General features: G+C 67.0%; 14 protein-coding genes. 5 read left to right on the forward strand and 9 right to left on the reverse strand.

Annotated elements, in window-relative coordinates; genetic code table 11:
- Nucleotides 1-26: 26 nt before the first annotated feature.
- Genes chlG through idi form a run of 4 tightly spaced genes read left to right on the forward strand, consistent with a single transcriptional unit; the run spans nt 27 to nt 3,918 of the window.
- Nucleotides 27-926, forward strand: a complete 900-nt coding sequence (gene chlG / locus DJ029_RS02245; RefSeq protein WP_112320694.1) for a chlorophyll synthase ChlG — start codon at nt 27-29, stop codon at nt 924-926.
- Entirely contained in the window at nt 923-2,221 is a 1,299-nt protein-coding gene (locus DJ029_RS02250) for a BCD family MFS transporter (RefSeq protein WP_112320695.1), read from the forward strand. The genes chlG and DJ029_RS02250 overlap by 4 nt, the downstream gene beginning before the upstream one ends.
- A 3-nt stretch (nt 2,222-2,224) precedes the next feature.
- Nucleotides 2,225-3,403 carry a geranylgeranyl diphosphate reductase gene (locus tag DJ029_RS02255; RefSeq protein WP_112320696.1) on the forward strand — a complete coding sequence of 393 codons (1,179 nt, stop codon included), beginning with the start codon at nt 2,225-2,227 and terminating at the stop codon, nt 3,401-3,403.
- The gene (gene idi, locus DJ029_RS02260; RefSeq protein ID WP_112320697.1) at nt 3,400-3,918 is read left to right on the forward strand and encodes an isopentenyl-diphosphate Delta-isomerase; all 519 of its coding nucleotides are present in this window, start codon (nt 3,400-3,402) and stop codon (nt 3,916-3,918) included. The genes DJ029_RS02255 and idi overlap by 4 nt, the downstream gene beginning before the upstream one ends.
- A gap of 21 nt (nt 3,919-3,939) precedes the next feature.
- Here idi and DJ029_RS02265 read toward each other — a convergent pair whose 3' ends face one another.
- Complete coding sequence (locus DJ029_RS02265) at nt 3,940-4,254, reverse strand: 7(1) septoil knot domain-containing protein (protein ID WP_112320698.1); 315 nt, start codon at nt 4,252-4,254, stop codon at nt 3,940-3,942.
- Between the two features lie 48 nt (nt 4,255-4,302).
- A complete protein-coding gene (hemC, locus tag DJ029_RS02270) occupies nt 4,303-5,247 on the reverse strand; it encodes a hydroxymethylbilane synthase (RefSeq protein ID WP_112320699.1) in 945 nt (314 codons plus the stop codon).
- Between the two features lie 108 nt (nt 5,248-5,355).
- Between hemC and hemE the strand changes: the two genes are divergently transcribed.
- Entirely contained in the window at nt 5,356-6,390 is a 1,035-nt protein-coding gene (gene hemE / locus DJ029_RS02275; protein WP_112320700.1) for a uroporphyrinogen decarboxylase, read from the forward strand.
- Nucleotides 6,391-6,654: 264 nt separating this feature from the next.
- Here hemE and pufM read toward each other — a convergent pair whose 3' ends face one another.
- The 7 genes from pufM to bchY all read right to left on the reverse strand — a co-directional run bounded on the left by pufM (nt 6,655) and on the right by bchY (nt 12,377).
- Nucleotides 6,655-7,617 (reverse strand): photosynthetic reaction center subunit M, encoded by a 963-nt coding sequence (pufM, locus tag DJ029_RS02280; protein WP_112320701.1) that lies wholly within the window; start codon nt 7,615-7,617, stop codon nt 6,655-6,657.
- 14 nt (nt 7,618-7,631) lie between these two features.
- On the reverse strand, nt 7,632-8,459 hold the full coding sequence (gene pufL, locus DJ029_RS02285; protein ID WP_112320702.1) for a photosynthetic reaction center subunit L: 828 nt from the start codon (nt 8,457-8,459) through the stop codon (nt 7,632-7,634).
- A 155-nt stretch (nt 8,460-8,614) separates the two neighbouring features.
- Nucleotides 8,615-8,779, reverse strand: a complete 165-nt coding sequence (gene pufA, locus DJ029_RS02290; RefSeq protein ID WP_112321309.1) for a light-harvesting antenna LH1, alpha subunit — start codon at nt 8,777-8,779, stop codon at nt 8,615-8,617.
- A gap of 19 nt (nt 8,780-8,798) precedes the next feature.
- The gene (pufB, locus tag DJ029_RS02295; protein WP_112320703.1) at nt 8,799-8,948 is read right to left on the reverse strand and encodes a light-harvesting antenna LH1, beta subunit; all 150 of its coding nucleotides are present in this window, start codon (nt 8,946-8,948) and stop codon (nt 8,799-8,801) included.
- A gap of 123 nt (nt 8,949-9,071) precedes the next feature.
- Complete coding sequence (pufQ, locus tag DJ029_RS02300) at nt 9,072-9,287, reverse strand: cytochrome PufQ (RefSeq protein ID WP_112320704.1); 216 nt, start codon at nt 9,285-9,287, stop codon at nt 9,072-9,074.
- 2 nt (nt 9,288-9,289) lie between these two features.
- Nucleotides 9,290-10,768, reverse strand: a complete 1,479-nt coding sequence (gene bchZ / locus DJ029_RS02305) for a chlorophyllide a reductase subunit Z (protein WP_112320705.1) — start codon at nt 10,766-10,768, stop codon at nt 9,290-9,292.
- Nucleotides 10,769-10,805: 37 nt separating this feature from the next.
- Complete coding sequence (bchY, locus tag DJ029_RS02310) at nt 10,806-12,377, reverse strand: chlorophyllide a reductase subunit Y (protein ID WP_112320706.1); 1,572 nt, start codon at nt 12,375-12,377, stop codon at nt 10,806-10,808.
- Nucleotides 12,378-12,478: the final 101 nt, after the last annotated feature.

The raw sequence follows: 12,478 nt of genomic DNA on the forward strand, positions 1-12,478 counted from the left end.
CCGAAGTGTCGTGTTTAATTGACACTATGAGTGTCAGCCACGATATACGACTCAATGCCCGCCCTCACCCCAGGGTGGTGCTGGAGCTTCTGAAGCCCGTCACCTGGTTCCCGCCGATGTGGGCCTACATGTGCGGCGTCGTCTCCTCCGGCGTGCCCATAACCGACCGCTTCGGCGCGTTCGCCCTCGGCGTGGTGCTGGCCGGTCCCGTCGTCTGCGGGATGAGCCAGGCCGCCAACGACTGGTGCGACCGCCACGTCGACGCGATAAACGAGCCCGACCGCCCGATCCCCTCGGGCCGGATGCCGGGCCGCTGGGGCCTGTGGATCGCCCTTGGGATGAGCCTTTTCGCCCTGCTGATCGCGCTGCCGCTCGGCCCCTGGGGCTGGGGCGCGACGCTGGTCGCCGTGCTTTGCGCCTGGGCCTATTCGGCGGAACCCGTGCGCCTGAAGAAATCGGGCTGGTGGGGGCCGGGGCTGGTCGGCCTCTGTTACGAGGGGCTGCCCTGGTTCACTGGCGCGGCGGTGATGAGCGCAGGTGCCCCGCGCTGGGAGATCGTCGTGATCGCGTTGCTTTACGCCATAGGCGCGCATGGGATCATGACCCTGAACGACTTCAAGGCGCTGGAGGGGGACGCGCAAACCGGCGTCCGCTCGCTGCCCGTCACGCTTGGCCCGGCCCGCGCCGCACGGCTGGCCTGCGCGATCATGGCCGCACCGCAGATCATCGTGATCGCCCTGCTTGCAAGCTGGGGTGCGCCTTGGCACGCCGGGATCGTGGCGCTGCTGCTGGCCGCACAGGGGGCGGCCATGCTGCGCCTGCTGCGCGACCCGAAGGGGCTTGCGCCCTGGTACAACGCCACGGGCGTGATGCTCTACGTGCTGGGGATGCTGGCGTCCGCCTTCGCGCTCGGGGGGATGGCATGACGTATCTCAGCTGGTTCTCGATCCTGCGCCTCGGGCTGGTGCAGATGGCGCTGGGCGCGGTGCTGGTGCTGACCACCACCACGCTGAACCGCGTGATGGTGGTCGAGCTGGCCTTCCCGGCGACGCTGGCCGGGATGCTGTTCGCGATCTACTACGGCACGCAGTTCCTGCGGCCCCATTTCGGCCATGGCGCGGACCGGGGCGCGCGGCGCACACCCTGGATCATCGGCGGTGTACTGGCACTGGCCGCCGGGGGGATGGGGGCGACGTCATCGGTCGCGCTGATGGCGGAACATGGCACGCTGGGCGTGCTGGCCGCGATCCCCGCCTTCCTGCTGATCGGCCTTGGCATCGGTGCGGCGGGCACCAACCTGCTGGCGCTGCTCGCCGCGCGCGTCGCGCCCGAGCGCAAGGCCGCCGCCGGTTCCGCCGTCTGGATCATGATGATCGCGGGGCTGGCCATCACCGGCGGCAGCGTCGGGCTGACGCTGGACCCCTATTCCCCCGAGCGCCTGTTCGTCATCACCGCCATCGTCTGCGGCGCGGCGGTCTTGCTGGCGCTGCTGGGCATCCTGGGGATCGAGCGTGGGGCAGAGGCCACCAAAGCCCCCTCCTCCGCGCAGTTCCGCACCGTCCTGACCGAGGTCTGGGCCGATCCCACCGCGCGCCGCTTCACCATTTTCGTCTTTGCCGCGATGTTCGCCTACAACGCGCAGGACCTGATCCTGGAACCCTATGCCGGGCACGTCTTCGCCATGACGCCGGGGGAAAGCACCGCCCTTGGCGCGACCCTGCACCAGGGGGCGCTGCTGGGCATGATCGCGGTGCTGATCTCGGCCACGTGGCTCAGGCGCTTCGTCCATGTGCCGACGCGCGGCTGGATCGTGGGCGGCTGCCTCGTCTCCGGCGCGGCGCTGATCGCGCTCGGCCTTGGCGGGCAGATGGCCGCAAGCTGGCCGGTGAAGGCGAATGTCTTCGTTCTGGGGCTGGCGAACGGGTCGTTCGCGGTGGCGGCGGTCGGCGCGATGATGGGCCTCGCCTCCGACGGGAACGGCCCGCAGGAAGGCGTGCGCATGGGCGTCTTCGGCGCGGCCCAGGCCATCGCCTTCGGCCTCGGGGCGTTCCTTGGCACAGTGGCCGTGGACATCGCCCGCGCCGCCATGGCGTCGGACGCCGCCGCCTATGGCGCCGTCTTCATCACCGAGGGCGGGGTGTTCATCATCTCCGCCGCCCTTGCCCTTAAAATCACCATACGCCAGGCGCCCCGCGCCCCGGCGCTGATGCCGGGAGAGTGACGCATGGACTATGACGTGATCGTTGTCGGGGGCGGCCCCTCGGGCGCCACGGCGGCCGAAGACCTAGCCCGCTCGGGCCACAAGGTGGCGATGCTGGACCGCGCCGGACGGATCAAGCCCTGCGGCGGTGCGATCCCGCCGCGCCTGATCCGGGACTTCGACATTCCCGAAAGCCAGATCGTGGCGCGGATCGGCACCGCGCGGATGATCTCGCCCAGCTTGCAGAAGGTGGACATCACGATCGAGAACGGCTTCGTCGGCATGGTCGACCGTGAGCATTTCGACGAGTTCCTGCGCAGCCGCGCCAGCGACGCCGGGGCCATCCGCCTGACCGGCACCTTCGTGAAGATCACCCGCGACGGCGACCAGACCACGCTCTGGTACCGCCCCCGTGGCGAAACCGAGGCCGTGCCGCTGACCACCCGCCTCATCATCGGGGCCGACGGCGCGCGCTCGGACGTGGCCCGCGCCGAGGTGCCGGGCGGGGACACCATTCCCTACGTCATCGCCTATCACGAGATCATCGCCGCGCCCCAGGCCAAGCATGCCGAGTATGACCCCACCCGCTGCGACGTGATCTACGACGGGCGGATCTCTCCCGATTTCTACGGCTGGGTGTTCCCCCACGGGGCGCAGGCCAGCGTCGGCATGGGCTCGGGCATCAAGGGGGTGGACGTCAAGAAGGCAACCGCCGACCTGCGCATCGCCTCCGGCCTTGAGGGGTGCGAGACGATCCGCCGCGAAGGCGCGCCGATCCCGCTGAAACCGCTGGACCGCTGGGACAACGGGCGCGACGTGGTGCTGGCGGGCGATGCCGCGGGCGTCGTCGCCCCCTCCTCGGGCGAAGGGATCTACTACGCCATGGTCGGCGGACGCTTTGCCGCCATGGCCGCCTCGGCCTGCCTTGCCTCGGGCCGGGCGAAGGACTTGCAGCTTGCGCGCCGCTTCTTCATGAAAGAACACAAAATGGTCTTCCGCGTGCTGCGCATGATGCAGGACACCTGGTACAAGTCCGACGACCGGCGCGAGCGGTTCGTCACCCTCTGCCGGGACATCGACGTGCAGCGCCTGACATTCGAGGCTTACATGAACAAGAAACTGGTCCGCGCGCGCCCCATGGCCCACCTGCGCATCATGGCAAAGAACATCGGCCACCTGACCCGGCTGATCCCCGCGTCATGAGCACGCGCATCCCCGCCTGGGTCGAAGGGGAACTGACCCCTGTCGACAAGCTGGAGGTGCACAAGCGCGGCCTGCGCCACCTGGCGATTTCCGTCTTCATCATGGACGGGCAGCACACGCTGCTGCAACGCCGGGCCCTTGGTAAATACCACACGCCGGGACTCTGGGCGAACGCCTGCTGCACCCACCCCCACTGGGGCGAGGATACAGAGGCGACGGCCCTGCGACGGCTGGAGGAGGAGTTGGGCATCACCGGCATCACCGTCACCCCGCGCGACACGGTGGAATACCGCGCCGACGTGGGCGGCGGGCTGATCGAGCACGAGGTCGTCAGCCTGTTCACCGCCGAGGGCCGCCCGGCGCTGACCCCGAACCCGGACGAGGTGATGGACATGCAGTGGATCACGCTGGAAGAGCTGAACCGCCAGATCGCCGACGACCCGTCGCGCTTCACGCCGTGGCTCAGGATCTACATGGCCGAGCACGCGGAACAGATCTTCGGCGCGCCCGCCTGACCCAGGCCCGCAATCGCGGCGTCAGGTGTGGAACGCGTGCCGCCCCAGCCCCTTCAGCTTTCCCTTCAGCTTGTGCCGCCGGGTCCACCCCGCCGCCATGCGGCTGTTGACGTAGCAGATCTTCAGATGCGCCGCGCGCAAGGTCTTCGGGGCGAAATAGACGATCAGATGGGCGTTCTCGCGGGTGTTGACGAAGGTCCAGACGGTTTCGTCATGCGCCTCCGAGCGGGCATCATCGCGGCGATACACCAGAAGATCCGCCATGACCGGACTGCTGACGACATCCACCACGACATCGGCAAAATTCGGGTTGTCGGTTTCATAGACACGCGTCATGCCTTGTCCCCCGCCCGTTACGGGCAGGACAAGGCTACCACAGTCGGCTCACATCTCAAAGAAACCGGGGCCGGCGCGGCCGCGCAACTCCTCGGCGGCGGCGGCGCCCATGGCGGCCCCGTCGCTGGCGCTGCCCTCCATCGCGCAGGTCAGGCTTTCGCTACCGTCGGGGCGCACGATTTCCCCGCGCAGGTGCAACTGGCCGTCAGCCAGCACCGCCAGCCCGCCGATGGGCGTCTGGCAGGACCCGTCCAGCCCGCGCAGGAAGGCGCGCTCCGCCGCCAGGCGCAGGCCCGTTTCATGGTGATGGATCGCGGCCAGCAACTCACCCGTGTGCTCATCCGTCACGCGCCGCTCGATCCCGATCGCGCCCTGCGCGACGGCGGGCAGCATGTCCGTGGTTTCGATCGGGGCGTGGGGAACCTCGTCCAGCATGCCCAGCCGGGTCAGCCCCGCCATGGCCAGGAAAGTCGCGCCCGCCACCTCGTCCGCCAGCTTGCGCAGCCGCGTCTGAACGTTGCCGCGGAATTCCACCACGTGCAGGTCCGGGCGGCCATGCTTCAGCTGTGCGCGCCGCCGCAGGCTTGAGGTGCCCACGACCGCGCCCTCTGGCACCTCGGCCAGAGAGGCCCACTTCAGCGAAACGAAGGCATCGCGCACGTCCTCCCGCTTCAGGTAGCAGTCCAGCATCAGCCCCTCGGGCTGGTCGACGGGCATGTCCTTCATCGAGTGGACGGCGATGTCGATATCGCCCGCCAGCATCGCATCCTCGATTTCCTTGGTGAACAGGCCCTTGCCGCCGATCTCGCCCAGGGGGCGGTCCAGCACCTTGTCGCCGGTGGTCTTGATGACCACGACCTCGAACGCCGCCTCGGGCAGGCCATGGGCGGCCATCAGCCGCGCGCGGGTTTCATGCGCCTGCGCCAGCGCCAGCGGGGAACCGCGGGTGCCGATCCGCAACGGAGTATCGGGGGAAGGCAGTTGCTTGGTCATGAGCGGAACCTAACCCGCCGGATATAGGGGCGCAATCGGCATATCGGCTTTCAAATGGGCAAGGCCCTCTGTAGGGTTCGCCTGACACAAGAGAAAGGCGATCCGGCAATGCAGACCAGCGAAAAAACCCTGATGCGCGCCCTTGCGGGGGAAAGCCTCCCGGTGCCCCCGGTATGGATGATGCGCCAGGCCGGGCGCTACCTACCGGAGTATCGGGCGACACGCGCACAGGCGGGGTCGTTCCTGGAACTCTGCTACAACCCCGAGCTGGCGGCGGAAGTGACGCTGCAACCGATCCGGCGCTACGGCTTCGACGCCTCGATCCTGTTTGCCGACATCCTCCTGGTACCCCAGGCGCTGGGGGCCGACCTGTGGTTCGTCGAAGGCGAAGGGCCGCGCCTGTCCACCATCACCTCGGCCGAGGATTACGCGAAGCTCAAGCCCATTGAGGATATCCACGAGACCCTGGCCCCGGTCTATGAAACCGTGCGCATCCTGTCCCGCGCCCTGCCCCAGGAAACCACGCTGATCGGCTTTGCCGGCGCGCCCTGGACCGTGGCCACCTACATGATCGCCGGGCGCGGCACCAAGGACCAGGGGCCCGCGCGCAAGCTGATGTATGGCGATACAGGCACCTTTGATCGCCTGATGGACAAGATCTCCGACGCCACCGCCGAATACCTGATCGCCCAGATCGAAGCCGGGGCCGAGGTCGTAAAGCTGTTCGACAGCTGGGCCGGCGCCCTGCCCGGCGCGGTGTTCGACAAATATGCAGTCCAGCCCGCCCGCAAGATCATCGAGCGGATCCACGCCGTGCACCCCCATGTGCCGGTGATCGGCTTCCCGCGTCAGGCCGGGGAAAAGGTCATACCGTTTGTCGAGGCGACCGGCGTCGCCGCCTGCGGCATCGACACCAGCGTCGACCCGGCCTGGGCGGCGAAGAACCTGCAACCGCTGACCTGCGTGCAAGGCAACCTCGACCCGATGTTGCTGGTCACGGGGGGCGACGCGCTGGTGCGCAGCGTCAAGGAAACCGCCGCCGCCTTCGCCGACGGGCCCTACATCTTCAACCTCGGCCACGGGATCACGCCGGACGCGGACCCCGCGAACGTGGACGTGATGCTGAAGGCCCTGCGCTGCTGACGCGCCGCAGAACACCCCGCGCCTGCGCCCTTTCTGCCGCGGCGCTGGGATTTCTTGCCTCCGGCGGGGATACTTGGAAACCAAGGATGGAAAGCGCCTTTCTACGCGCGCCGGGAAGGCTCTGCCGGAGTCGGGCCATCCTTGGTTTTCAAATATCCCCGCCGGAGGCTCCGACATCGGCTGCGCGCACCGCCGTTTGCCAGGCAAAGAAAACCCGCGCCGAGCAGCAAGGCCCGGCGCGGGTTTATTCGTTCAGGGCTGCCCTCAGCCGTTGATGCCGGGCAATTCGATATCGTCGGAATAGACCGGCCCGTAGCCATGATCGACTGCCCAGTCGTACCAGTTGTCCACGACCGTTCCGGTCAGCAGGATCCCGATACCCCCGGTCAGCGTGCAGAGCACAGCGAACCACCAGGCCCAGCGATGGATACCCTCCATCGTGGCGTTGAAGCCCATGGTCCAGCGCCAGAACAGGCCCGCCCGCTCGGAGGCGGTGCCGCGATCCACGATCTGTTCCACCTCCCGGTCGCCGCCCAGCCGGGTCACGGCCAAGATCGTCGCCCCGTGCATCGCGAACAGCAGGGTCGAGCCGTAGAGGAACACGATCGAAAGCGCGTGGAACGGGTTGTAGAACAGGTTCCCGTAGGTCAGCGAGAAGTTGTTCGTCCAATCCAGGTGCGGGAAGATCCCGTAAGGCACCGCTTCCGCCCAGCTGCCCATCATCAGGGGCCGGATCAGCCCCAGCACCAGGAACAGCCAGATCGCCGAGGCGAAGGCCCAGCACACGTGGTACCCCATGCCCAGCGCGCGGGCGCGGGAATAGCTGCGCACCCACCAGGACAGCACCGCGACCAGCAGGAAGAAGGACGAGATGACCCACCAGCCCCCCTCCATCAGCGGGGCCATCCCAAGGCCGTATTCCTCGGTTGGCGGATCAAGGCTGAGGTAGAACAGTTCCTTCAGGAAGCGGGCGGGATTGAAGTCCACCTGGATCCAGAAGTTCAGCCCCACGATGAAGAACCACAGCGCGCCCGCCACAAGGCTGATGACACCGAAGAAGCCAAGGTGGATCGGGCCGAGCTGCGCGTTGCCGAACCAGCCCGCCAGCTTGGAGAAGCCGGGCCGTCCGACGCGGTCTGAATTCCAGCCCTTTTCGACCTCCATGCCCATTTCCGGCGGCCCGGCGACCTGCACTTGGGTGAAGATGTTCTGATACTCGATAGCCATGTCTCACATCCTCCTTACAGGTCGGCCCAGAACGGCAGGTTCAGGTACCAATCCCACCAGTACAGCCACTGGTCTTCCCAGATCGTGCCCGAGATGACGATGCAGATCGCGCTCCACAGGCCGGCGTTCAGCGCCAGCAGCAGGCCCAAGCGGTGAATCCCGAGGGGGCCGATCGAGTAGCCGATGAAATCCCGGAAATAGGTGTCCTCGTGATCGGGGGATCGGACTTCCTTTTCGCTGGGGTTCGTGGCGGACAGGATCAGGCTTCCGTGCAGGGCCAGCGCCAGGGTCGTGGTGAAGAACAGGCTCACCGCGATCATATGCGCCGGGTTGTAGTGGAAGTTGCCGTAGTTGTACCCGACGTTGGACACCCAATCGAGGTGGGTCCAGATCCCGTAGGGAAAGCCGTAACCCCAGGCCCCCAGCAACAGCGGGCGGATCACCACCAGTGTCGCGTAGGCCAGGATCGCCACGGAAAAGGCGAAGGGCACGTGATAGCCGATGCCGAGCTTGTTGCAAATCTCCACCTCGCGCAGCGCCCAGCAACTGAACGAGCCGAGCGCGCAGATCGTGATGATCTGCCACAAGCCCCCTTCGGTGAGCGGCATGAAGGCCAGCCCCGCCTCGACTTTCGGGGGATGAATGGAAATCAGCCAGGGGTTCCAGGTCGGCCCGAGGGCCGCCCCGTAGAAGATCAGGGCGACGCCCAGCAGGGTGAAGAACATTCCCACGACGCCAAAGAAGCCGACGTAGAATGGCCCGACCCAGAAGTCGAACAGGCTCCCTCCAACCAGCGTCCCCCCGCGGACGCGATATTTTCTTTCGAAGCTGAGCAACGCCATACTTCTGTCTCCGTTTGGGCGGCGGGCGAACCTGATCGGCGGCGGGCCGCATTTTCGGTTATCTGATGGCCGCGGCCAGGCCCGAGGGCCCGCCCGCGACGAAGCTTGTGCTCACTGCAACGGTTTGAAGTACGCCGGCAGAAAAGCCGTCAGGGTCAGCCCCCGGCGGCCTTTGCTGCTGCGATTTCAAACCAGTTGAAGTGGTCCGTGCTGAGCAGGACGAGGTGAATCATCACTGCCAGCAGGAACAGGAACACGCCCTGCGCCACGAAAACGCGACGCGGGTCGAATACCAGCCAAATTTTGTAAAACTTGCTCATATCCATGATGTGTTCCCCCTCAGAACCAAGGGCGCCAGATGAAAACCGCGAGGTGCGCTACAATCGCGACGACGCTGAAAAGCGTCAGCCCGCTCATGTAGACACTGTGCAGTTCCTGCGCCTGGTCATCGGTCAGGCCTGTGAAAGACAGGCCAGTATTTTCAGCCATTTACTATCCTCCGGATCGTAAGACCGATGCCGCGGAACCCTCGCGGCCAGGGTGCCCCGCCCCATGCGGGACGGAGCTATCCGGTGTGCTTTGCGGCGCACCGAATGGCGTGATCCCGCCGCCTCACAGCGACGAGAAAATCATTGGCGTCACTTCCCGGGTCCGGGCCCAGGCGTCGGTGACGAAAAACTTGCGGGGCTGGCCCGCCTTCGGGACCACCATCCGGGCCGCGGCCGGGATCAGCGAGATCGCGAAGACCAGGGTGAAATAAACCCCGTACTCCAGGCCGCTGGGCCCCCGGGATCGGGCCGCGCTGAGGTGTTGGGACCGTGCATTCATGCTCAGTTCTCCTTCCTGTCGGTGGGTTGTGTCTTGGCCGGGGCAAGGGCGGCGACGGTGTCCGCGTCGACGCGGGTGCTTCCCTTGTCCAGCGTGGCTTTCTCGGCCGCGTCGCGCAGGCTGCGCGCGGCGGAAATTCGGGTCAGGATCGGGTGCCGGGCGACGATCTCGTCCAGCAGGCGCTGTGCCTCCGCATCCCAGGGCAGATCGGCTTTCAGCGTGGTGGGCGTGGCCGCGCCCTCGTCCATCTCACTGCCCAACGGCAGGATGTGGAACAGGCTGTCGAACAGCCCGTTGCAGATTTCCTGCAACAAGTAGGTCGCCCCGCCGTAGCCCATGAAGGGCGTGCCGGTGTGCCGCCGGATCGCGGCGCCGGGGAAGGAGGCCGCGATGAACGACGGCTTCGGCCCGAAGCCCCCCGCCGTTTCGGCCATGTACATCTTCTCGTTGATCGAGCCGAGCACGACCAGCGGGCGCGTCTCTGCCAGCAGGCGGCGCACTTCGCCGTTGTCCGTCTTCTTTCCGGCAACCCGCGCCACGGCGAAGCCGCAGGGCAGGCCAAGGTCGGTTTCCAGGTACTTGCGGATGCCCCGCGCGTAGGTCTCGTTCGCGACGATGGCGAAACTCGCCGTGGCGAAGAAATCCTGCGTGACCGAGCGCCACAGGTCCCAGACCGGTTTCAGCGTGGAATGCTTTTCCGTCTGGATGAAGGGGGCCGGGTCCAAGCCCAGCACCCCGCCCAGTGTTTCCAGGAAAGCGGTGGTGCTTTCGATCCCGATGGGCGCTTGCAGGTAGGGTTTGCCCAGCACCTCGGCCAGGCCGCGCCCGAACTCGCGGTACATCACGATATTGGCGTCGGCATCCACCAGCTTCGGCATGTCGGCGATATGGCAGCCGAGTGGCATCACCATGTTCACCTCTGCCCCGATGCCTTCGACAAGGCGGCGGATCTCGGCTAGGTCCGAGGGCATGTTGAACGTGCCGTACATCGGCCCCAGGATGTTGACCCGTGGCTTCGCGCCCTCAGGCCGTTTCGGCTGGCGGGGCATCCGCCCCTTGGTCATGCCGAATTCGGTGAAGAGCCAGGTCATCGCCCGGTCGGCGCATTCCCACTGGTCCTCATCGATGGTGCGCGGCAGGAACCGCTGGATGTTGGTGCCCTGCGGCGTGACGCCGCCGCCGATCATCTCGGCGATGGAGCCGGTCACGACAACGGCAGGCAACGCCGGGTCGAGCGTGTTCCAAGCGCGCTTCATCGCGCCTTCGGTGCCCTCGCGGCCCAGTTCCTCCTCGCCCAGTCCGGTGACGACGATGGGCAGCTCATGCGGCGGCAGCCCGTCGGTATAGTGCAGGACGGAGGTGACGGGCAGGTTCTCGCACCCCACGGGGCCATCGATGACGACCTGCAATCCCTTGATCGCGGTGAAGGCGTAGACGGCCCCCCAATAGCCCCCGGCGCGGTCATGATCTTCGATCAGCATGATCCGCCCCCCGTGTCATATGCCAGTCGCGTGCCCATCAGATCATCTCCGCCGCTTTGGCGGCCCGGGCGCGGGCTTCCATCTTCTTGACGTTGCGGGCGCGGAAGTCCGGGCGCAGTTCGGGGTCGCCTTCCCAGACGCCAGCGGTATCGCCGCTGCCGACACCGTCGAAGAAATCCGCCATGCGGTTCATCCGGTCCTTGTTGCCCATCGCCGCATTGACGACCTGTGCCAGCGACCCGGCCCCGGCGGAGCCCATCAGCGGGCGGGCGGAAATCAGGTTGGTGAAGTAGAGCGCGGGGATGCGAAGCTCTTTCGCCTTCTGCACCACGGGCGTCGTCCCGATGGCGAGGTCGGGCTTCACGCCCTCCATCGCGGCGCAGTCATCCTCAAGCGAGGCGCGGAATTTCACGCTCACGCCGCGATCCCGCAGCCAGGCGGCGTCTTCCGCCGACCAGGGCGATTTCGCGCAGGCGGTGCCCACGTAGGGGACATTCGCGCCGCTTTCGATCAGCAGGCGCGCCACCAGCAGTTCCGAGCCCTCGTAGCCCGACAGGGTGATCGTGCCGTCGATCTTCGCCCCGTCCAGCGCCCCGCGGATCGCGGGCAGCAGGCCGTTCAGCGCCGCATCGACCTTGATCGAGGCAATGCCGTGCAGGTCGGCGACGGACTTGAGCCACGCCTCCGTCCCCTCGACGCCCACGGGGGCGGAGCCGAGGATCGGGCGGCCCGCCGCCTCGAACTCGCGCACGGCGGCGGTATAGAAGGGGTGGATCGCGGCGACGGCGGAACAATCGAGCGCGGCGTAAAGCTCGCGCCAGTCGCGCACCGGCACCGTCTGCCCGGCGGCAAGGCCGAGCGGTTCCAGCATCGCGCCGATGCTCATCGGATCGGCCGGGAACATCTCGCCCAGCAAGGTCACGGTGGGCCGGTCCGAGCGGGCCCGCTCGGGCGCGGGGACGGGTCCGGCCTTCACCTCTGCCCGGGCATAGGCGAGCATGGCGCCTGCCAGCACGTCCTTCGCCTCGGCATGGGTGGGAATGCCGAAGCCCGGCACATCGATGCCGACGATCCTGACGCCGTTGATGTCCTTGGGCAGCAGCCTGAGCGGCACGCCGCTGGCGGTTGGCACGCACAGGTTGGTAACGATGATCGCGTCGTAGCGATCCGGGTCGGCCATCTGGTGCACCGCCTCGCGGATATCCTCGAACAGCTTGCCCGTCACCAGGGATTCCGAGTTGAACGGCACGTAGCCGACACTGCGGCGCGCGCCGTAGAAGTGGGACACGAATGACAGGCCGAAGACGCAGCAGGCTGAACCAGAGAGAACAGTCGCCACCCGCCGCGTCCTCAGCCCTACCCGAAGGGACCCGAATGCAGGACACATGCTTTGCGGCTTGTCGTGCGGGCCAGTCGGGTAGTCCTTTGCGTATTGCTCCAGAATGTCCGACTTCCCGGCCATTTCCGCGGCATTTCGCATTTCATCCGCACCGGCATGACAGCCCATGCCGTCGCCCCCCTGCGGCGGGGTGGGCGCTGCGGAGTCGACCGACGCGCCGGTCAGCACCGGCACATCGTCGGAACGATCGTACTTGAGCTCATCGCTCATGCCGAACCCCCTGCCCGGATTCGGGCTAGGTGCGGGCAGCCCTGTGGCGCCTCAGCCTTCGGCTTTGGGGCTTGCGCGGGTGGCGTCCGGGGGACTTCCCG

It is taken from the genome of Oceanibium sediminis (genome assembly GCF_003265325.1).
Classification (GTDB): Bacteria; Pseudomonadota; Alphaproteobacteria; order Rhodobacterales; family Rhodobacteraceae; genus Halovulum; species Halovulum sediminis.